Origin of the sequence: Acinetobacter sp. AOR14_HL (assembly GCF_027855175.1) — a bacterium.
Lineage (GTDB): Bacteria > Pseudomonadota > Gammaproteobacteria > Pseudomonadales > Moraxellaceae > Acinetobacter > Acinetobacter calcoaceticus.
This window is the reverse complement of record NZ_JAKTII010000023.1, coordinates 1-20,772: the sequence shown is the minus strand read 5'-3', so window position 1 is coordinate 20,772 and position 20,772 is coordinate 1. Positions and strand designations below refer to the sequence as shown.

The following is a 20,772-nucleotide window of genomic DNA, read 5'->3' as shown; positions in this document are numbered from 1 at the left end:
AAATAAGGATAAAAGCATGGCAAAGACAATTTTAATTACAGGTGCAAGTTCTGGGTTGGGTGCGGGTATGGCTCATGAATTTGCAGCGAAAGGCTATAACTTGGCGATTTGTGCACGCCGTTTAGACCGATTAGAGACTTTAAAAACCGAACTTGAAAATGAATATGGCATTCAGGTGATTGCAAAAAGTCTAGATGTGACTCATTACGATCAGGTTTTCGAAGTTTTTCGTGCATTTAAGCAAGAGTTTGGTTATTTGGACCGAATTATTGTCAATGCTGGAGTCGGAAATGGTCGTCGTATTGGTAAAGGCAATTTTGAAATTAACAAAGCCACCGCTGAAACCAACTTTATTTCTGCTTTAGCACAATGTGAAGCTGCGGTTGAAATTTTTAGAGCGCAAAACGCAGGCCATTTGGTGGTGATGTCATCCATGAGTGCCATGCGTGGATTACCAAAACATTTATCGACCTATGCAGCAAGTAAAGCTGCGGTTGCTCACTTGGCTGAAGGTATTCGTGCTGAATTACTGGATACCCCAATTAAAGTTTCTACAATTTTCCCGGGGTACATTCGCACTGAAATGAATGAAGGTGCTAAACATTTGCCATTTGAAGTAGATGCTAAAACAGGGTGCAAAGCACTTGTCAAAGCTATCGAAAAACAACCAGTGAAAGCTTATGTACCGCAGTGGCCATGGTTACCGATGAGTATTGCAATGAAGGTTTTGCCTTTAAGGTTGGTCAATAAATTAGGATAAAAATTACCCCCTAAATTTTAGGGGGTAATTTTTTATTTTTAGAACTTCTTGGTGTAATTGACAAATAAACGGTCTTCACCAAAGTCATTGCCATGTTTGATGTTGTAATCAATACGAATGTATTGCAGGGCAACGCCTTTTAAGTAAGGTTGTTGAAATGCATAGTTCAAAATGACATTTGACTCAGTTTCGTGATTTTTCTCGCCATTGGCTGCCTTGAAGTCATGGCCATAAACATATTTCACCATCGCGTTTAGGCCCGGTACATAGTCCTTAAAGTCGTAGCCGTACATCACATGGTAAGACTTTTCATCTTCTTTAAAGAATCCGGTTGCGTTCCAGTTAATGAAATAGGTTTCAGGTAAGAAGCCATCTGGTAGTGGATAAGCTGATTCACCCATAATTTGTTGGTAGCCCAAACCAAAGGTATGGTTTTTCACTTTTACAGTTTCAAGTAAGCCGATGTTCTGCGCATCAATATCAAAAGTATTGCCATCATCTTTGGCATTGAAGTATTTAAACTTGGAAGTTAGGGCAAAAGTTGGCTGCTTCCATGTATGCTCAAGTCCCACATAATGCTTGTTATACAGATCCTCTAAATTACCAAAGTAATATTCGCCTTTGAGTGATGGCGTAAATTGATAACGCAGGTCAATATAATTCAAACCATCAGATTCTTTAGTAATTCCATTTGCAGTGAAAGAAAACTTTTTAAAGTCTTCTTCATTTCGTGGCGAGACTTTTTCAACCCGACCAATTTCGGCATAGAGTTGATCTGAAAGTTGAGACTTTAAATTGGTTCCCCAATACGAAGTGAGTAACTGACGACTGGCATCGACAGCCGTTACAGGCAAGTCTAACCAAAGCTCACCAACGCTTAATAAAGTTTTGTCATAGCCAAGTTTTAATGTAGCACCGTATTTTAGATAGTCTGATGCCTGAGATTGTGTTTCTTTATTAAAAGGCAAAACTGTATCGGCGACATGTTTATCTGAACTCAAACGAACAGCGTATTGAACAGAGGCATCGGCACCAATCGTGATTGGCTTGTCTGCTATTACTAGTGGGGTGTCATGCATTTTCGATTTATAAAATAAAGAGGCTGCCTGAGACCAACTGCCAGTATCTTTTAAGGCATCGTTATCAAAATCGCGGTTGATATAGGCATTTTTTAAAGTGAATTTCCATTCATCTTCAGTTTGCTGATTCGGGTTTGCAGCCCATGAATTGCTACACATCAATACTAAAGTTGTTATAGCTAAAGGCTGCGGTTTAAAGCGTTGAAATAATTCCATAATCCATTTCCAAAATAGATGCGCCAGTCCTAGGCATTACGTATTGTGAAATATTTGTGTAGTACTCCCTAAGTTCTTAAAGGGAGCACTGTTAAATAGCGGGTGATTTCTTCAATTAATTTAATTTTTCAAGCTTCATACTTTCACTAAAGAATTTGCAGCCTTTGAAAAGTAAAATTAAAGCCAGCACACAAGAGGACCCACCAACAATAGATAAAGATGAGCCAACCATTAAAGGATTAGCAAAAAATTTATCTGTAATGATTGCAACCAATGTTGTGCCAATACCTAGCCCAATTAAGTTACTGATCAAAAGGAAGAGAGCTGAAAGGCGTGCTCTAAATTGATTTGGCGCTAACATTTGTAAGGCTGTTGCGGAAATCACCAGAGGGAAAGATGCAAAGAACATTGCTGGAATGAGTAGGCTCACTGACAACCAAAGCTGATCTGTTTGGGTAAAAAATGAAATTGGAATAATAAGACCAACAATACCAATTACACCCGTAATCATCGGAGCATCTTGGCGTCCTTTTTTGATAAACCAATCATTTAACCAACCTGCACAAAACACCCCTAATGTATTTGCAATTAACAGGATGGTACCGAGCATGTAACCTGTTTCTGTTGGAGCGAGTTGAAACTTTCGGATATAAAATGCGGGTGTCCAACTAGTAAGACTGTAGAGCGCCATAGCATAGAAGGTAAAACCTAAATAGTGACAGGCAAAAGTTTTCGAATGCTTTTTAATAAACTGAAGACATTGTTTAAATTTGACTTGATCAACTTGTCCGTTTTGGTTGAGCTGCTGACCTTTACGTGCTGGGTCTTTAACTGTCAGAATAAATAACAAACCAATAATGATGCCGGGTAAACCCACCACTAAAAAAGCGATTTGCCATGCCTTAAGTGCGCCTAATAAAGGAACTTGAATTAAAGTCACGCCTTTAAGTAAATTAATGACATAACCGCCGACTAAAAAGGCAATACCACCACCTAAAAATGCTCCAACAGAATAGATACCAACAGCGCGACCTAGCTTGTCCTTGCTGAACATATCGCTAAACATTGAATATGCAGCAGGAGATAAGGCAGCTTCGCCTACACCAACAGCCATACGACTTAAAAATAGTTGAATAAAGTTTTTACTTAAACCACACGTGGCTGTTGCCAAACTCCAGACAATAATGCCGATTGAGATAAGCTTTGGGCGTGAAAAACGGTCGGCAATATAAGCTAAAGGTAAACCCATTACGGCGTAAAACAGTGAAAAGGCAAGGCCATGTAATAGACTAAACTGGGTATCTGAAAGTTGAAGATCGGCTTTGATCGGCTCGATCATAAGTGCCAGAATTTGGCGGTCAATAAATGAAAATATATAGGCCAACATACAAAGTATGACCACGTACCATGCATATGCATTGGTTTTCTTCTGTGTCCTTTCAACAGCGATATTACTTTGGTTCATACACTTAATCCTTATGTATAAAACGCTTAAAGAAATTGATATCTAACTTTTATTATTCCTCTCAAGTTTTCGATATTTCCCCCTTTAGAAATGAATAATAAATAGGCTAGAAATGAGTAATTTGGTCTCGTACAGACCGGAAGAGTGCGTCTAAACCCGATTAGGAGTTAATGGGTTTTTAAAGATCATGGAATTATTATTTTCTTTTTATATGTAAAATTCCATTACTTGTTGAGTATGTTAGAATACCTAAAAAGTATGTTAAGTAAACAGATAGTAATAATTTATTGAATTAAGATGCTGATTTTTATTTATTTTTTAATATTAAAACTTATTTTGATAAAGAGCAGCGAGAAAAGAAGAACTATTTTCATGCTGCTCTTGAGCGTATCTAACCCGATATCAAGTCAAATAATTAACTTGATGGCATGAGATCAAATAATTTCTTCAACTGGTTATTTAGATTGTGGAGTTCATCTTCTGAAAAAGCATTCAAAATACCGGCCAAGGTCACAACACTAATCTGATTAATCTGTTCAACCAGCTCAACGCCTTTGGCAGTTAATTTCACCATTGAGATCCGTTCATCCGAAGTAGAAGAGTAGACTTCAACAATTTCATCTTCAACTAACCGATATACAGCCTTGGTTGCAGTGGTTAATTTTAAAGTAGAAAGATTAGCAATATCAGTAATGCTTGCTTCTCTAAGGGCATTAGTACTTAAAATAATTTTACGGCGTGTATTGTCGATACCTAGTTTTTTTATTGATTTTTCAATAAGTTGAGAATACTTTCCATTCACTTGGGAAACCCAAAAAAAAGGGAAATTTTGAATACTCGACGGTTCTTTATTAGGAAGAAATTGTTCTAAATGATCAAGCATAGCTAAGCAATAACTTAGAAAAAAAGGGTAATCCTATTATAAACAAAATTTTGCATATTTCCTTGAGTACAAATTATAAAAAATACTTGACAATTCCATTAAATTTTCTCATATTTTAATTAATAGATAAAAATACATGGAAAAGTGAATGAATATTATTAGTCAAGAAGTGCATAAAGGAAGTGGCAAGCTCAAGGTCATGGTGAAAGACACAATTGATATTCAAGGTCTAAAAACCATTGCTGGCAGTCGAGCTTTATTAAATGTTGAACCTGCTCAGGATGATGCTGAGGTCGTTAAAAACATTTTACAAGCAGATTGTGAAATTATTGCGAAAACGAATTTGCATGAATTGGCTTTTGGCATTACTGGCATTAATCACGCTTTTGGTACACCCATTAATCCAAAATATCCTGAACTTATTCCTGGTGGCTCTTCAAGTGGTTCGGCTGCGGCTATTGCAGCAAAACAAGCTGACTTTACTTTAGGTACCGACACGGGTGGCTCTATTCGTATGCCTGCTGCATGCTGTGGAGTTTTTGGTTTAAAACCGACTTTTGGTCGCGTGAGTAGAAAAGGCGTATATCCACCGTCCAGTTCTTTAGATTGCGTTGGTCCCTTTGCAAATTCAGTCGAGATGATTGAAAAAGCCATGCAAATTATTGATCCAACTTTCAAGCCTTCTGCATGTACTAGCACACCAAAACTTGCGGTTTTAGATGTAAGCGCAGATGAGATTATTTGGAACTGTATTCATCAAGCGCTTCGAAAAGCCAATTTACAGACCACTTTAGAAAAAGTTGAACATTTTGAAGCGGCTTATGATGCAGGTATGCAGATTATTAATTATGAAAATTGGCAAGCTTTTGGTGAGTTAACCCAAACAGGCTTAGTTGGTTCTGATGTAAATGGTCGTTTATTAAAAGCAGCACACACCACCTTAGAGCAAGTAAAACAAGCCGAAGTTGTGAGAGTGCAACTGACTCAAGAACTCGATGCTTTATTAGAAAAATATGATGCATTGGTTCTACCGACACTTCCGCAAATTCCACCGAAAGTTTCTGAAGCTGAAAACACAGTCGCTTTTTTGAATCTTACGGCTTTAGTTCGTCCATTTAATTTATCAGGACATCCCGCCATTTCAGTGCCACTTGAAACCAGTGAAGGTTTACCTGTGGGCTTACAGATCGTATCGAAGCATCAAAACGATGAGCAATTATGCGCAATAGCTAAATTTTGTGTTGATGCAATGCAATAAATTACAAGGAGTTAGATGATGAATAAGTTATCTAAAATGGAGTTTGCTTCTCAAGACAAAGCAGTTGATTTGGATGCTTTGTGCCAAGAAATTCGTGAGCGTGCCTGTACCGGTGAATTTGATAATCAGGCGTATGTGAGCCAAGACATTATCGAAAAACTTAAACAGATTGGTGTTTACCGTGCATTAGTTCCTAAACGTTTTGGCGGTGAAGAATGGTCACCACGACAGTTTTGTGAATTGATCGAAACTTTATCTAAAGCTGATGGTTCAGTGGGCTGGGTGGCAAGTTTCGGTATGAGTCCTGCGTATTTGGGAAGTTTGCCTGAAGATACACTTAAAGAATTGTACCAAAACGGACCAGATGTGGTGTTTGCTGGAGGTATTTTTCCACCGCAACCTGCCGAAATTACTGACGACGGTGTAGTGGTTCGTGGACGCTGGAAATTTTCAAGCGGCTGTATGGGAGCAGACATTGTTGGTGTGGGGATTTCACCGCTTAAAAACAATGAAATGCAAGGTTTACCACGCATGGCGGTGATGCCTGCAAAAAAAGCCAAAATTGAAATGACATGGGACACCGTTGGTTTAAAAGGTACGGGAAGCCATGACTTAGTTGTCGAAGATGTATTGGTCGAAAAGAAATGGACCTTTGTACGTGGCGAACCGTCAAAACTAAGTGAACCATTTTTTAAATATCCGTCACTCTCTTTAGCTACTCAAGTGTTAACGGTGGTGGGTATTGGTGTTGCAGCTGCTGCATTAGAAGAATTTGAAAAATTAGCCCCGGGTAAAGCTTCCATTACAGGTGGGTCAGAAATTGCAAATCGCCCAGTGACTCAATATGAGTTTGCTCAAGCAGATGCAGAGTTTCAAGCGGCAAAGTCATGGTTTTATCAAACCATGGATATTGTCTGGAATGAAATTATTGCTGGGCGTGAAGCAACTGCTGAACAAATTAGCGATATGCGTCTGGCATGTACCCATGCAGCGCGAGTTTGCGCCAAAGTCACCCGAAAAATGCAAATGCTCGCGGGCATGACAGCAATTTATACCAACAATCCATTTAGCCGTTTTGTGAATGACACCAACGTGGTGACTCAGCATGCCTTCATGGGTGATGCGACTTTACAAAATGCAGGCTCAATCAGTTTCGGATTAAAGCCAACCCCAGGTTATTTATAAGTTTAATTTTTTAAAGGATATTGAGATGGAAGCTAAAAAATCATTACGCGTTTTGTTCTGCATGGGTATTAACCAAAACTTTTTTGACGCAGAGCCAGCTGAAGCTAAAGCAGTTTGGGCAGCGTTTGGTGAAATGTGGAATGGCATTCATGACTTACCGGGTGTTCATGTTTTTGGAAATCTTGATGATGACCAAAGTATGGTTGGTCCAAGTGCAGGTTGGCCGTGGACGACATACTTGCTTGCAGATGTTCCAGATATTGAAACCGTACACGCGGCTTGTAATTTGTTTAGAACTACAGTGGTTGGCGAAGGTCCATACAAACTTTGGAAATATTGCAAAGTTGAAGCTCGTGTTGGGCGTGAATTGATTATCCAACGTTAAGGCGACCGCAATGACTGACAAAGTGAATATTGCAGAAATCATAGAGCGGCTAGAACAGTTAGAAGCGCACAACGCTATTCGTAACTGCCTGAACCGTTATATGGAAATCTGTGACGAGCTCAATGCAAATACAGATCTTGATGAACTCATGAATCTTTTTGATCAGGACTGCATTTGGGAAGGTATTGGTGAGAAATATGCCAAATCGTTTGGTCGATATGATTCTTGGCAGTCAATTTACGACATGTTTAAAAGCTATACCCAAAAAGAATCTCACTTTGTCATGAATGCGCACTTTGTAAATTCAGAACAAATTTACGTAAATCAAAATGATGCAAGTGCTTCATGGCTGATGTTGCAAACCTCAACGTTTAAAGATGGCCGTAGTCATCTGAATGCAGCAAAGCTCAACGTGAAGTTTCAAAAGCAAGCAGATGGAATATGGAAGATTAAACATTTCCAGACACAGAATATTTTCAGTCGTCCCGTATCGCATTGGCACAGTGAAGCCGAACTGCCAGTACCTTCCCAGGAATGACCCAGGACATATTTAAAAGGACTATTGATATGAACAGTATTATCCCAACGCATAACATTGGCACTGATTACGAAACTTTAGTTAAAAGTGACCGTGCCCATACTTCTCTTTATAAAGATGAGCGCATTTTTGATGAAGAAATGGAAAAAATCTTTTATAGCACTTGGGTGTGGGTTGCTCATGCCAGCGAAATTCCAGAAGGTGGAAGCTATAAAACCATTAATATTGGTAAGCAGCCTGTTGTAGCGGTACGTGACCGTAAAAAGAAAGTCCATGTACTTTTAAACCGTTGCCGTCACCGTGCCGCAACCGTATGCGAACATAAAAAAGGAAAAACCAATAGTTTTGTATGTCCGTACCACGGTTGGAGTTATGCACTTGATGGTAGCTTACGTGGTGTGCCATCTCCGGAAAGCTACGGCGATTGTTTAGATAAGTCTGAATTACCGCTGGTGAGTCTACGTGTAGAAGAATATAACGGCATGATCTTCGCTTCATTTAAAGAAGACATTCAACCGCTTGAAGAGTTCCTTGGACCTGCAAAAAAATGGATTGACCTGTTTATGAAACAAGGTGCGGGTTATCCAATTAAAGTGTTGGGTGAGCACCGTTTCCGTTTCCCTGGCAACTGGAAAATCCAGCTTGAAAATACCACCGATGCATATCACTTCCCGTTGGTACACAAGTCATTCTTAAGCTCTGTTGATGAAAAAACTGAAGAACTCTTTAACTTCGAAAATCAGCCGGGTTTTGTTGAAGACTTAGGTAATGGTCACAGTGTCATGGTAATGATTCCTGAACTGGTCGATCTAGATGAAGAATTAATGGAACGTCCAATTCAGGAACGTTTTGAAGACTTGGCTCAAGCTTTGCGCGACGAAGGTCATGAAGAATTAGAAGTGCGCCGTATTGTGCGTGCAGTCGGTGGCTCTGGCTTTAACTTAAATTTATTCCCAAATATTGCATGTTCAATGGCGTTCTTCCGTGTGTTACAGCCAATTTCAGTTGCTGAAACAGAAATTCATCACTCGGTGATTACGATGGACGGCGGTCCACAAATTGCCAATCAGTACCGCTTACGTTTGCATGAACATTTCCAAGGTCCATTTGGTTTTGGTACGCCAGATGACTCTGAGGCCTGGGAGCGCGTACAACACGGCGCCAATGCGGGTAATGATTTATGGATTATGTTGAATCGCGGTTTACCGGGCGAAGTCAAAACTGAAGATGGCTTAAAAAGTGATGTCAGTGCTGAAACAGGTATGCGCGCAGCCTATCAGCAGTGGAAAAAGATGATGACGGCTTAAGGAGAGAGCAATGAATATGAATCTGCAATTATTAAATGAAGTCACTGCTTTCATCTGGGCTGAAGCAGACATGTTAGACCACAGTGAATATCGTGAATGGCTCAATTTATGGAATGAAAAAGGCGTTTATATCATTCCAATTGACCCAAATCTCACTGACTACGAAAACAATTTAAATTATGCCTATGACGATAACCACATGCGCACTTTACGTGTAGAGCGTCTTGAAAATGGTGAAGCAATTTCTACAGCGCCGAAAGCAAATACGGTACGCAGTGTTTCTCGTGTACGAGTTATTCAAGACCAAGATAATGAAATAGTTTTACGCTGTGCTCAAAACTTACGTGAGTTCCGTAAAGAAAACCTAAAACATTATACCGCAGATATTACTTACCATTTGGTTCGTGATGCTGATAAGGGTTTTAAGATTAACCGTAAAATCATTAACTTGGTTAATTCTACCGATACCTTAGCTGGTATTAGCTACATTCTTTAGGAGCGGTAACATGAAACAAGTTGTTTTAGTGACAGGTGCTGCTTCTGGACTCGGTAATGTCATTGCTGAATATTTTGCGAGCCAAGGCCATCAAGTGATTTTGTCAGCCAGTACGTTTGAAAAGGCCGAAAAAGCCAAGGCGCAAAGCCAGCATGCACAAAATATGTTCCCAGTGAAATTAGATATTTCAGTCGAAGCAGATTTTCATGCCGTGGTGCAGTGGATTGAAGAGAAGTTTTCTAAACTTGATGTGTTGATTAATAATGCAACTGTCACCAAGGCAACTCCGGTATTAGAAATTACCGCAGCCGATTTTGATTGGGTGACCCAAGTCAACCAACGCGGCACCTTTCAAGCTTGTCAAATTATTGGTCAATATATGGCTAAGAAAGGCTATGGACGCATCATTAATATGGCGTCTTTAGCAGGGCAAAATGGTGGCACGGCAACGGGTGCACACTATGCGGCAACCAAAGGTGCGATTGTGACGTTAACCAAAATTTTTGCTAAAGAATTTGCTGCAAAAGGGGTGACGGTTAATGCGATTGCACCGGGACCAATGGAATCACCGATTGTTCATAGTGTGGTGTCAGACGAAAAAATGGAACAGTTCATCCAGAATATTCCGGTTAAAGCCTTAGGAAGTATGCATTTTATTGCTGAAACTTGTGGGTTACTTGCGAGTCCAAATGCGGGGTTTGTGACTGGTGCAACATGGGATATTAACGGTGGTTTATTCATGCGCTAAGCACGTAGCTTAAGCATGAAAAGGGAGTTGAATCATGACTACACTTTATGATGTTGTCGTTAAAAATCGCCATGTTGAAGGTGGAAATATTGCAGTCATGGAATTTGAGTCTGCAACTTCTGCAACATTGCCAAAAGTTGAAGCTGGTGCACATATTGACGTGCACTTACCAAATGGGATGGTGCGTCAATATTCACTTTGCCAAAATCCAAATGACGAAGGTAAGTTCCGCCTTGGAATTTTGCGTGACCCTGAATCACGTGGTGGCTCAGTCTCGGCTTTTGATGAAATCAAAGATGGCATGCAAATTCAGGTTAGTGAGCCAAAGAATTTATTTCCACTTTTAAAAGCCAAACACAGTGTATTGATTGGTGGTGGAATTGGAATTACACCGTTAATCACAATGGCATATCAACTTGCCCATGAAGGTGAATCATTTGAACTTCACTACTGTGGCGCCAGTGCTGAAAACTGTGCTTTTGTTGATGAAATTAAAAATGGTGAGTTAGCAAAATACACAACCTTCCATTTTAAATCCGAAGGTGCAAGCCACAGAGCATTTTTTGAATCTGCCATTAAAGATATTGATCTTGAAAGCCATATTTACACTTGTGGTCCAGTCGGTTTTATGGACTGGGTGATTAACCTCGCCACGACTCATGATTTCCCTGAGCAGCAAATCCACAAAGAATATTTCCAAATTGAAACTGACACTTCTGGTGATTCATTTGAGGTGGTGGCTGAGCGTAGTGGAAAAATCATTATGGTCGAAGCAGGTGAAACCATTTTGCAGGCTTTAGCTAAAGAAGGCATCGAGATTGAAATGTCTTGCGAGCAAGGCGTATGCGGAACCTGCATGTGCGATGTGATTGAAGGCGAACCCGATCATCGAGATGTTTATTTTACTGACGAAGAAAAGGCCAGCAATGAGCAAATATTGGTGTGCTGTTCACGCTCTAAAACACCGAGATTAGTTTTAGATATCTAATGCTCTCGCGATTTATATGGATATAAGAGAAGTTTAGGAGAAAGATGATGAATGTATTACAACAAATAGATGAGTTTACGGTCGATCCACTACAGTTCCGACGGGCATTAGGAAATTTTGCAACAGGCGTTACTATTATTACTGCACAAAATGCACAAGGTGAGAAAGTTGGAGTCACCGCAAACAGTTTTAACTCGGTGTCACTCGATCCACCACTTATTTTGTGGAGTATTGATAAAAAATCTTCAAGCTTTTCGGTATTTGAAGAAGCGACACATTTTGCCGTCAATATTTTATCGGGCACGCAAATTGAGCTGTCTAATAAGTTTTCGAGACGCAATATTGATAAATTTGCAGACACAAACTTTCAGCTTGGTGCAGGAAGCGCACCAATTTTAGAAAATTGTTCTGCGGTGTTCGAGTGCGAACGTTATCAGGTTATTGAAGGCGGTGACCACTGGATTATTGTTGGTAAAGTGGTTCGTTTTCATGACCAAGGTCGAAGCCCGCTGGTGTACCATCAAGGCGCATATTCTTGTGTAATGCCGCATCCAAGCCTTCAAGTGAAACAAACTGAAGAGAATGGCGTAGACCAAACACATTATGGGCACTTATATAATAATGTCTGCTATTTAATGAGTCGTGCTTTTAAAGCTTACCAGACTGACTATATTCCTAAGCAGATGGCTTCTGGTTTCCGTACCAGTGAATCACGGCTCTTGCTGGTTTTGGCAAGTGGTACTGCTTCAAGTAAAGAAGATTTACCGCGAGATATTGCTATGCCAATGCAAGAGGTTGAGAGGTCGGCCGAAATTTTAAAATTTGAAGGATTGCTGGTTGATCAGGATAATTTGTATGCATTGACCGAGAAAGGTAAACAAACGGCGCAGTATTTATTTGATATTGCCGATAGCCACCAAAATGAAGTGTTTAAAAAATATTCTGAGGAACAAAAGGATATTTTTATTACCATGCTGCGAGACTTTGCAGGAGTAGCATAAGCCCCATTAAGCTGATAAATTGAATTGATTTATCAGCTTCTTTACATCTAGCTGACTATAATCAAAAGAATTCCAAGGATAAGGAATTTTTGGCACACAATTTGTTTATCAATAAAACATGATTGCAAATAAGCCAAGACAGTGAACTACAGCGAAAGAAAATATTTCGCGGTGGCACGTGTATAGAGAGGTAAGGGATGAACCAATATGTAAGTGATGCATTGTTGAATTGGACACACCATATCAAGAATGTTTGCGGAAATTTTGAAACAGATTTTGATGGCACCCGTAATTTATTCATTGGAGAAGTTCAATGCTTTTTATTGGGTGATACCGAAATTGCTTTTATCAGAAATAATGCAAATAAGATTGTCCGAAAAGCCGATGAAATCGATCGAGTGAATAATCGTTTTTGTTTTTTGATTTTGCAGTATTCGGGAAAAATGCTGCTCGAGTATAAAAATGAGACTCTTAGCCTGAATGAAGGCGATATTGTGTTGGTCGATCCGGTCGAAACCATTTCGATGTACCCGCAAGGGTTGGTTAGCCAGATTTCAGTGCACTTGTCGCGTGAAAAATTACTTAAAGAAAATATTAGTACTGAATATTTTGGAAAGCTGATTACTCAAAATATGAGTGGTTTTTTACTCAAGAATATTTTGAAAAACATGTCTGCTGAAAATATTAAACTCTGGTATGCAACCGAAGATGGTAATGCTTTTGAAGATGCTCTAATTGCTTTAATCAAACCTACAATTAATTATAAAAATATTAATAGCTCTAATAACCTGATGGAAAAAGCTGAGCGCTATATTATAGAAAACTTAGCAAAACCGGATTTAACACCTAAATTAATTGCAGAACATATAGGGGTGTCGCTACGTCATCTCTACCGTTTATTTCTTCAAGAAAATTTATCTATTAACAAATATATACAGCTAAAACGCTTAGAAAAAGTCAAAGCAGATTTACTCGATAAAAGAAATAAACAAAGCTCGATTACCCAAATTGCCTTGAAGTGGGGTTTTTGGGACGGCGCTCATTTTTCAAAAATCTTTAAAAAGACTTACGGTATTTCTCCTAAAGAATTTAGAGACGGTGTGTCGGCTTAAACCTTTCATTTTTTGATGTCATTTTTAGACAAGTTCTGGGTCATTCCTGAACAAGCTAGCCCTATGTAACTGTGTTGAAATTAAATTCATTAGAGCAGGTTAGATAAGCTTAATAACTATAGAACTATTAAGTTGGTCTAATGAATTTCACTCACAGGAAAGTGCATTTTTAACTGTCTGATTCAGATAGTTCAGGGATAGATGAAAAGGATGAAACCAATGCGTAAACAACGATTATTGAACGACATACAAAAAATATTGGCACTTAACTTATCAATAGCTGCTAGCTTTTGGGGATTAAATACTCAAGCTTATGCTCATGGTGGAAAGGCCGAAATGGTGTCACTTTATCAAAACATGAGTGAGCAGGGCGCCAAAGTTGTAAAAGATGATTTTACCAATACCTATATGATTACCAAAGGTTCTATGGTGGTTCGGGCCAAACCCAATTCAGATCAGGTTTTGGTGAATGGCAAACCTTTCAAGCTCAGTGTGCCTTTACTAATTAAAGATGGTAAGCCTGTTATTGGAAAAGACTTTTTTAATGAAGTATTTCAGTCTGGTTTAGATCAAACTTTCAAAATTGAAAATACCTTTCATCCTCTTAATAGTTTAAATTCTGACGAAATTAAAAAGACATTTGATGTCATTAATCGCTCGAAATACGCCTATAAAAATATGCGTTTTGCCGAGTTAAAGTTAAAAGAACCAGAAAAAGCTAAAGTTTGGGATTACTTTATTAATCACAAAGAATTTAAAGACGCTCGAATTGCATCTTTCATTTTATTAAAAGGCAATCAAGCGATTGAAGGTGAAGTTAATCTTAACACTCAACAAGTCACAAAATGGAATGTACTTAAAGACACTCATGGAATGGTGTTGCTCGATAATTTTGAGGCCGTACAGCGTGTAATTGAGACGAGTAAAGAATATCAAGACGCGTTACGCAAACGTGGCATTACCGATGTGAAGAAAGTGATTGCTACACCACTAACTGTTGGATATTTTGGCGGTAAAGATGGTCTGGATAAACAACTTAATATATTAAAAGTCGTTGCTTACCTAGATGTAGGGGATGGTAACTACTGGGCGCATCCTATTGAAAATCTAGTTGCTGTAGTCGATTTAGATAAAGAAAAAATTATTAAGATTGAAGAAGGCGCGATCATTCCTGTGCCAATGGCAAATCGACCTTATATGTCAAATAAGCCCGTAGCAAGTAAGCTAAAACCACTCAATATTACTGAACCAGAGGGCAAAAACTTTAGCATTACTGGTCAAACCATACATTGGGGGAATTGGTGTTTGCATGTGGCGTTAGATTCTCGTGTTGGCTTACAGCTTTCAACAGTGACCTACAAAGATAAGGGCGTAAAGCGTAAAGTCATGTATGAAGGCAACTTGGGTGGAATGGTGGTTCCATATGGCGACCCTGATATTGGTTGGTATTTCAAATCCTATTTAGATTCTGGTGAATATGGTATGGGTACGCTTACCTCATCTATTCTTCCTGGAACAGATGCACCCGACAATGCAGTTTTACTTGATGCTGTGATTGCAGACTACAAAGGTCAACCACAAGTAATTCCAAATGCCATTGCTGTATTTGAACGTTATGCCGGACCTGAATATAAACATCACGAAATTTTTGGTAATCAAGATGCCAGTGAAGCCCGCCGTGAACTGGTGGTGCGCTGGATTAGTACAGTTGGAAACTATGATTACATGTTTGACTGGGTATTTGCCCAAAACGGTGTGATTGGGATTAATGCGGGTGCTACAGGTATTGAAGCCGTAAAAGGCGTTAAATCACGCACCATGCATGACAGTACCGCAAAAGAAGACACCAAATATGGCACTTTAATTGACCATAATATTGTGGGGACAACGCATCAGCACATCTATAACTTCCGCTTAGACATGGATGTAGATGGAGAAAAGAACAGCTTTATGCATATGGACCCTGTAGTAAAGGCCAATGACAAAGTTGGTGCTCGTACAAGCACAATGCAAATCGATAGTAAAGTCATTACTAATGAGCAAAATGCGGCTGAAAAATTTGACCCATCTACGATTCGCTTACTGACTAATTTGAACAAGGAAAATAAATTAGGTAATCCGGTTTCTTACCAATTGATTCCATTTGCAGGTGGCACACACCCTGTTGCAAAAGGAGCCAATTTTTCTAAAGATGAATGGTTATTTAAACGTTTGAACTTTATGGATAAGCAAATTTGGGTGACTCAGTACAATCCAGACGAACGCTACCCTGAAGGGAAATATTCAAACCGTTCAACTCATGATACAGGGTTAGGACAATTCATTGGCAACAATGAAAATATTGAAAATAAAGACCTTGTGGTGTGGATGACAACAGGTACAACCCATGTAGCACGTGCTGAAGAGTGGCCAATCATGCCAACAGAATGGGTGAATACACTCATCAAACCTTGGAACTTCTTTGACAGCACCCCGACTTTAAATTTGGGTGAACAAGAGCAAAACACACAGCACGACCATCACTAAACGAGTAAATGATCTAGAGTGGGTAATGAATCGGTTACCCACACTTGAGCACGGTTAGGCCGTTCGCAAAAAAGGAATTTCTCAATGAAAAATTTATTTTCTCAGGTTGTGAGAGGGACTCTCTTTGTCTCATTTTTTTCAACTGTGCATGCCGGTGAGCTTGAAATTAAGCCAACTTTTGAAGCAACTTTTGGAGCTTTTAGTAGTGGTAAAAGCTATAACGGTGAAAATCTAGATGATGAAAGAATCAATTGGCAAGAAGGTCATCTTAAATATGGTGCTAAAGGACAATACACTTTTAAAAATAATCAGCTCTATGCAAGCTTGAGCGGTATTAGCTCGGCAACATTTGGTGATGGTGACGCAGGCCAGAATAGTAATGGAAAAGAACATAAAACAGATGTGAATGAATGGATCATTGGTTTTAAAGACGGCACCAATAAAGATGAGTTGACGACCTATGATTTAAGTATCGGTCGACAAAATATCATGATTGGTGACGGGTTCTTCATTGCAGGTGATGCGTTAAACCTCGGTAAAGTGCCTGCGGACGGCACACTAGACCGGGGTGGAGCATATTATCTGGCAGCTCGTCGAAGCTTTGATTTTACAAGTTTGCTTCAATACAAAGCGCAAGAGAACACAACCTTAAAGCTGGCTTATTTAAAATCAAATAACAAAGCACAATTTTCACCTGAACTCTTTGTGACTGATCTGATATATCAGCTTAAAGATAAGGGCGTTGGGTTCACCTATTTAAATGTATTAGACCTTGATGATGCTGAACACGTTTCAGGGCGCGAAAATCTTAAAAATTATGCTTTACGTTTGAATTATCAACCTTTACCAGAATTACAGCTCAAAACTGAGTTTGTTGTGCAAGATAAAAAAGATGGCCAAGAAAATGCTGGTTACTTAGCGCTGAACTATAACTTTTTATCTTCAAAATATACACCTTCATTAGGCTACCGTTTTAGCCATTTTTCAGACCAATACGACCCTATGTTTTATGGAAATACTGTCGGCTTTGGCACATGGTTTCAAGGTGAAGTTGCCGGAAATTATGCTGGGCCGTTCAATAAAAATGCAGATATTCATCAAGTTTCTTACAGTATGAATCTAAAAGAAAATTTTATGTTGGGTGCTCTGGCTTATAAGTTCAAAACAGTAAATAAGTTTTTAACTAATGTAGATGGACATGAACTGGATGTCTTTTCGGTCTGGTCAGTCAATAAAAAATTCAATGTTATTCCTTTAGTTGGGCTTTATAAACCGAAACACGATATCCATAGTGGCGGTACACAAAACTACGATGACAAAACCAATGTCTATGCGCAGTTAATTTTGCAATACATCTATTAATAGATCCTTTTAAATGAATTGAGAGAAATAAAAATGAGTGAAGTTCAGATTTTAGCAAGCGTACAGCAATTTATGGCGCGTCAACATGGACATTTTATTGATGGAAAATTAGTTGCTGCTGAGCATTTAGATAAAGTAGATATTGTAAATCCATCGACTGAACAAGTGGTTGCTCAAATTAGTATTGGTAGTCAACACGATGTTGAAAGTGCCGTGAAAAGTGCTGAACATGCTTTTCAAAATGCTTGGGCCGAAACTACGCCGTATGAACGTGGCGTTAAACTAAACAAGTTAGCAGATTTAATTGAGCAATATGGTGAAGAACTTGCTCAGCTCGAGACTTTATCTACTGGAAAACTCATCAATATTTCCCGTCATCTTGAAGTCGCACAATCTGTTATTTTCTTAAGATATTTTGCAGGGTGGGCAACTAAAATTAATGGCCAAACCATGCAACCTTCTATTCCATCAATGCAAGGTGAAAAATATACAGCTTTTACTTTAAGACAACCTATTGGTGTGGTTGCAGGTATTGTGCCTTGGAATTTTTCACTCATGATTGGTGTTTGGAAAATTGGTTCAGCTTTAACAACTGGCTGTACCATTGTGCTTAAGCCAAGTGAGTTTGCCAGCTTATCTTTATTACGGTTAGCCGAACTTGCCATTGAGGCAGGTATTCCAGCTGGTGTGATTAATGTGGTTACGGGTAAAGGCAATACAGGACAATATTTAATTGAATCGCCACTCGTTAAGAAAGTCTCGTTTACAGGTTCAGTACCAACGGGCATTGCCATTGGTAAGCTCGCGATGAGCAGTGATTTAACCCGTGTCAGTCTAGAGTTGGGTGGTAAAAATGCCATAGCCGTTTTGGCTGATGCAAATATGGATGAGATTTTACCAACCTTGTTGCAAGCAACTTTTGTGCATCAAGGTCAAGTTTGCGCATCTCCAGAGCGTTTTTTTGTACACCACACAAAATATGATGAACTGGTCGAGAAACTTTCTAAAGCACTATCTCAATTCAAAATTGGGTCAGCGATGGATGAGGGAAGTATGTTTGGCCCACTGTCTAATCAGCCACATTTTCATAAAGTGAAACATTATTTAGATATGGCAAAAGCAAACAACCAGATTATTGCAGGTGGTGAGGTTTTAGATCAGACAGGATATTTTGTACAGCCGACTTTGATTTCCTTCAAAAATACTGATGATCCATTATTTTCAGAGGAAACCTTTGGACCAGTGGTTGGGGTAATGCCATTCGAAACCGATGAAGAACTTATTCAGCTTATGAATCAGTCACGCTTTGGTTTAACTGCAAGTATTTGGACAAATGATCTGTCCAAAGCTTTGCGTTTAATTCCTAAAATTGAAGCAGGGACCTTGTGGGTCAATATGCATACTTTCTTAGATCCGTCAGTTCCATTTGGCGGCGTGAAAGCTTCAGGAATTGGCAGAGAGTTTTCAGATGCATTTATTGAAGATTACACCGAGTTAAAATCGGTCATGATTCGGTATTAATTTAAAGAAGTAAATGCAGATATAAAAAATGGCCCTTATAGGCCATTTTTTTGAATCATTAAATTAACCTAATAAAAAATCCTTTAGGATTTTATTAAAGGCTTCTGGCTGTTCTACGTTTGAAATATGAGAGGCATCTATTTCTGCAAGCTTTGATTGGGGAATATGCTGCTGCATAAATTGACCATCTGCAACAGTCGTTACAGGGTCTTGAGTTCCAGCAATCACTAATACAGGAATTTTGATGTCTTTTAACTGCTCACGGACATCCGCTTTAGCCAAAGCCTCACAACAATTGGCATAACCCATTGCGCTGCCAGCACTTAAGTCGTTACACAGGTTGTTGACAATTGAAGCGTGACTTTGGATAAAGGGATCTGTAAACCATCGCGAAGCTGCTGTGGCTGCGATTGGTTGTAAACCTTGCTCACGTACTAATTTTGCACGGTCAAGCCATGCCTGTTCTTGTCCAATTTTAGCGGCAGTATTTGCTACAACCACATGACTAAAACGCTCAGGGTACTGAATTGCAAGCCATTGACCCGTTAAACCGCCCATAGAAATACCACAAAAAGCAGCTTTGCTAATATTCAGATGGTCGAGTAAACGGACAACGTCTTGACCTAATTGCTCTACAGTGTATGGGCCGTCAGGCGTAGATGATGAACCGTGACCACGAGTGTCATAGCAGATCACAAAAAATTGATCTTTTAACTCATTAAACTGCTTTTGCCACATGCCATAATTGGTGCCCAAAGAATTGGAAAACACCAGAGCAGGGGAAGATGGCTCGCCAAAGGTTTGATAGTTAATTTGTGCTTCGGCAGATTGAAAAGATGGCATTTGTTTCTCCTTAATGTGCTTCAACACGTTCAATAATCAAAGCAATACCTTGGCCCACACCAATACACATTGAACATAAGGCATAACGTCCGCCTGTTTGCTCAAGCTGGTTTAAGGCTGTGGTCACAAGACGTGCACCTGAGGCACCAAGCGGATGACCCAAAGCAATTGCACCACCGTTTGGATTGACCTTGTTGCTATCATCTGGCAAACCTAAATCACGGGTCACTGCCAAAGCCTGTGCCGCAAAAGCTTCATTGAGCTCAATTACATCCATCTGCTCTAAAGTCAGATTGGCTTGTTTAAGAAGTTTTTTGATTGCAGGTGCAGGAGCAAAGCCCATAATGCGGGGTTCTACACCTACTGCTGTTGAAGCAATGATCTTGGCACGTGGTTTTAAGTTGTAAGCTTGAACTGCCTCATCAGATGCGATCAGTAATGCTGCTGCACCATCGTTAATGCCCGAAGCATTACCCGCAGTGACAGTGCCATCAGCCTTTACAACTGGTTTAAGTTTGCTTAAACCTTCAAGTGTGGTCGATGCACGTGGATGTTCATCGGTATCAATCACAACAGCATCACCCTTACGCTGAGGGATTTCAACTGCCACGATTTCTTTAGAAAAAAAGCCTTTGGCTTGCGCGCTTGCGGTGCGTTGTTGGCTCGCCAAGGCAAACTGGTCCTGATCTGCACGATTTACGTTGAACTTTTCAGCGACGTTTTCGGCAGTCTGAGGCATGGTGTCTACACCATACAATTCTTTAAGTTTTGGGTTAATAAAACGCCAACCCATAGTGGTGTCTTCAATCTTCTGGCTACGACCAAAAGCACTGTCTGACTTACCCATCACATAGGGTGCACGGCTCATGCTTTCTACACCACCTGCAATCACCAAGTTCGCTTCACCCGCTTTAATGGCACGGGCAGCAATGGCAATCGCATCGAGTGATGAACCACACAAACGGTTAATAGTGGTTGCTGGAACCTGATACGGTAAACCTGCAAGCAGTGCTGACATACGGCCGACATTACGGTTGTCTTCACCGGCTTGGTTAGCACAGCCATAGATCACATCATCGACCTGTTCCCAATCTACATT

General features: G+C 39.7%; 19 protein-coding genes. 14 read left to right on the top strand and 5 right to left on the bottom strand.

Annotated elements, in window-relative coordinates:
* The first annotated feature begins 16 nt into the window (after positions 1 to 16).
* A complete protein-coding gene (locus MKL38_RS18970) occupies positions 17 to 760 on the top strand; it encodes an SDR family oxidoreductase (protein ID WP_004643004.1) in 744 nt (247 codons plus the stop codon).
* Positions 761 to 798: 38 nt separating this feature from the next.
* On the opposite strand, the gene MKL38_RS18965 is transcribed toward MKL38_RS18970, so the two are convergent.
* From MKL38_RS18965 to MKL38_RS18955, 3 genes are all read right to left on the bottom strand, one after another.
* The gene (locus MKL38_RS18965; RefSeq protein WP_270904119.1) at positions 799 to 2,055 is read right to left on the bottom strand and encodes an OprD family outer membrane porin; all 1,257 of its coding nucleotides are present in this window, start codon (positions 2,053 to 2,055) and stop codon (positions 799 to 801) included.
* Positions 2,056 to 2,170: 115 nt separating this feature from the next.
* Complete coding sequence (locus tag MKL38_RS18960) at positions 2,171 to 3,520, bottom strand: spinster family MFS transporter (protein WP_270904118.1); 1,350 nt, start codon at positions 3,518 to 3,520, stop codon at positions 2,171 to 2,173.
* A 415-nt stretch (positions 3,521 to 3,935) separates the two neighbouring features.
* Positions 3,936 to 4,403 carry a MarR family winged helix-turn-helix transcriptional regulator gene (locus MKL38_RS18955; RefSeq protein ID WP_270904117.1) on the bottom strand — a complete coding sequence of 156 codons (468 nt, stop codon included), beginning with the start codon at positions 4,401 to 4,403 and terminating at the stop codon, positions 3,936 to 3,938.
* A 148-nt stretch (positions 4,404 to 4,551) separates the two neighbouring features.
* Between MKL38_RS18955 and MKL38_RS18950 the strand changes: the two genes are divergently transcribed.
* The 13 genes from MKL38_RS18950 (at position 4,552) to MKL38_RS18890 (ending at position 18,830) form a co-directional block, all read left to right on the top strand.
* The gene (locus MKL38_RS18950) at positions 4,552 to 5,661 is read left to right on the top strand and encodes an amidase (RefSeq protein ID WP_270904116.1); all 1,110 of its coding nucleotides are present in this window, start codon (positions 4,552 to 4,554) and stop codon (positions 5,659 to 5,661) included.
* Positions 5,662 to 5,697: 36 nt separating this feature from the next.
* The gene (locus tag MKL38_RS18945) at positions 5,698 to 6,846 is read left to right on the top strand and encodes an acyl-CoA dehydrogenase family protein (protein WP_270904133.1); all 1,149 of its coding nucleotides are present in this window, start codon (positions 5,698 to 5,700) and stop codon (positions 6,844 to 6,846) included.
* A gap of 25 nt (positions 6,847 to 6,871) precedes the next feature.
* Complete coding sequence (locus tag MKL38_RS18940) at positions 6,872 to 7,231, top strand: hypothetical protein (protein ID WP_000387554.1); 360 nt, start codon at positions 6,872 to 6,874, stop codon at positions 7,229 to 7,231.
* A 10-nt stretch (positions 7,232 to 7,241) separates the two neighbouring features.
* Positions 7,242 to 7,769, top strand: coding sequence for a nuclear transport factor 2 family protein (locus MKL38_RS18935; protein ID WP_270904115.1), 528 nt, complete (start codon positions 7,242 to 7,244; stop codon positions 7,767 to 7,769).
* Between the two features lie 29 nt (positions 7,770 to 7,798).
* Positions 7,799 to 9,076 carry an aromatic ring-hydroxylating oxygenase subunit alpha gene (locus MKL38_RS18930; RefSeq protein ID WP_017388273.1) on the top strand — a complete coding sequence of 426 codons (1,278 nt, stop codon included), beginning with the start codon at positions 7,799 to 7,801 and terminating at the stop codon, positions 9,074 to 9,076.
* Positions 9,077 to 9,086: 10 nt separating this feature from the next.
* Positions 9,087 to 9,572 (top strand): aromatic-ring-hydroxylating dioxygenase subunit beta, encoded by a 486-nt coding sequence (locus tag MKL38_RS18925; RefSeq protein ID WP_270904114.1) that lies wholly within the window; start codon positions 9,087 to 9,089, stop codon positions 9,570 to 9,572.
* Positions 9,573 to 9,582: 10 nt separating this feature from the next.
* Positions 9,583 to 10,320, top strand: coding sequence for an SDR family NAD(P)-dependent oxidoreductase (locus MKL38_RS18920; RefSeq protein ID WP_270904113.1), 738 nt, complete (start codon positions 9,583 to 9,585; stop codon positions 10,318 to 10,320).
* 34 nt (positions 10,321 to 10,354) lie between these two features.
* On the top strand, positions 10,355 to 11,308 hold the full coding sequence (locus tag MKL38_RS18915) for a PDR/VanB family oxidoreductase (RefSeq protein WP_270904112.1): 954 nt from the start codon (positions 10,355 to 10,357) through the stop codon (positions 11,306 to 11,308).
* Between the two features lie 44 nt (positions 11,309 to 11,352).
* A complete protein-coding gene (locus tag MKL38_RS18910) occupies positions 11,353 to 12,309 on the top strand; it encodes a p-hydroxyphenylacetate 3-hydroxylase reductase component (protein ID WP_270904111.1) in 957 nt (318 codons plus the stop codon).
* A gap of 197 nt (positions 12,310 to 12,506) precedes the next feature.
* A complete protein-coding gene (feaR, locus tag MKL38_RS18905; RefSeq protein ID WP_151740789.1) occupies positions 12,507 to 13,421 on the top strand; it encodes a transcriptional regulator FeaR in 915 nt (304 codons plus the stop codon).
* A gap of 210 nt (positions 13,422 to 13,631) precedes the next feature.
* Positions 13,632 to 15,947: a primary-amine oxidase gene (tynA, locus tag MKL38_RS18900; RefSeq protein WP_270904110.1), complete on the top strand. Its 2,316-nt coding sequence runs from the start codon at positions 13,632 to 13,634 to the stop codon at positions 15,945 to 15,947.
* Positions 15,948 to 16,091: 144 nt separating this feature from the next.
* On the top strand, positions 16,092 to 17,309 hold the full coding sequence (locus tag MKL38_RS18895; protein ID WP_270904132.1) for a hypothetical protein: 1,218 nt from the start codon (positions 16,092 to 16,094) through the stop codon (positions 17,307 to 17,309).
* A 33-nt stretch (positions 17,310 to 17,342) separates the two neighbouring features.
* On the top strand, positions 17,343 to 18,830 hold the full coding sequence (locus MKL38_RS18890) for an NAD-dependent phenylacetaldehyde dehydrogenase (RefSeq protein ID WP_270904109.1): 1,488 nt from the start codon (positions 17,343 to 17,345) through the stop codon (positions 18,828 to 18,830).
* A gap of 63 nt (positions 18,831 to 18,893) precedes the next feature.
* Here MKL38_RS18890 and pcaD read toward each other — a convergent pair whose 3' ends face one another.
* Entirely contained in the window at positions 18,894 to 19,673 is a 780-nt protein-coding gene (gene pcaD / locus MKL38_RS18885; protein WP_270904108.1) for a 3-oxoadipate enol-lactonase, read from the bottom strand.
* Positions 19,674 to 19,683: 10 nt separating this feature from the next.
* On the bottom strand, positions 19,684 to 20,772 hold a 1,089-nt coding region (gene pcaF, locus MKL38_RS18880), incomplete at its 5' end, for a 3-oxoadipyl-CoA thiolase (RefSeq protein WP_270904107.1).

Coding starts and splice junctions, on each gene's coding strand:
- MKL38_RS18970 (WP_004643004.1), top strand. CDS start 17: ATGGCAAAGACAATTTTAATTACAGGTGCAAGTTCTGGGTTGGGTGCG.
- MKL38_RS18965 (WP_270904119.1), bottom strand. CDS start 2,055: ATGGAATTATTTCAACGCTTTAAACCGCAGCCTTTAGCTATAACAACT.
- MKL38_RS18960 (WP_270904118.1), bottom strand. CDS start 3,520: ATGAACCAAAGTAATATCGCTGTTGAAAGGACACAGAAGAAAACCAAT.
- MKL38_RS18955 (WP_270904117.1), bottom strand. CDS start 4,403: ATGCTTGATCATTTAGAACAATTTCTTCCTAATAAAGAACCGTCGAGT.
- MKL38_RS18950 (WP_270904116.1), top strand. CDS start 4,552: ATGAATATTATTAGTCAAGAAGTGCATAAAGGAAGTGGCAAGCTCAAG.
- MKL38_RS18945 (WP_270904133.1), top strand. CDS start 5,698: ATGGAGTTTGCTTCTCAAGACAAAGCAGTTGATTTGGATGCTTTGTGC.
- MKL38_RS18940 (WP_000387554.1), top strand. CDS start 6,872: ATGGAAGCTAAAAAATCATTACGCGTTTTGTTCTGCATGGGTATTAAC.
- MKL38_RS18935 (WP_270904115.1), top strand. CDS start 7,242: ATGACTGACAAAGTGAATATTGCAGAAATCATAGAGCGGCTAGAACAG.
- MKL38_RS18930 (WP_017388273.1), top strand. CDS start 7,799: ATGAACAGTATTATCCCAACGCATAACATTGGCACTGATTACGAAACT.
- MKL38_RS18925 (WP_270904114.1), top strand. CDS start 9,087: ATGAATATGAATCTGCAATTATTAAATGAAGTCACTGCTTTCATCTGG.
- MKL38_RS18920 (WP_270904113.1), top strand. CDS start 9,583: ATGAAACAAGTTGTTTTAGTGACAGGTGCTGCTTCTGGACTCGGTAAT.
- MKL38_RS18915 (WP_270904112.1), top strand. CDS start 10,355: ATGACTACACTTTATGATGTTGTCGTTAAAAATCGCCATGTTGAAGGT.
- MKL38_RS18910 (WP_270904111.1), top strand. CDS start 11,353: ATGATGAATGTATTACAACAAATAGATGAGTTTACGGTCGATCCACTA.
- feaR (WP_151740789.1), top strand. CDS start 12,507: ATGAACCAATATGTAAGTGATGCATTGTTGAATTGGACACACCATATC.
- tynA (WP_270904110.1), top strand. CDS start 13,632: ATGAAACCAATGCGTAAACAACGATTATTGAACGACATACAAAAAATA.
- MKL38_RS18890 (WP_270904109.1), top strand. CDS start 17,343: ATGAGTGAAGTTCAGATTTTAGCAAGCGTACAGCAATTTATGGCGCGT.
- pcaD (WP_270904108.1), bottom strand. CDS start 19,673: ATGCCATCTTTTCAATCTGCCGAAGCACAAATTAACTATCAAACCTTT.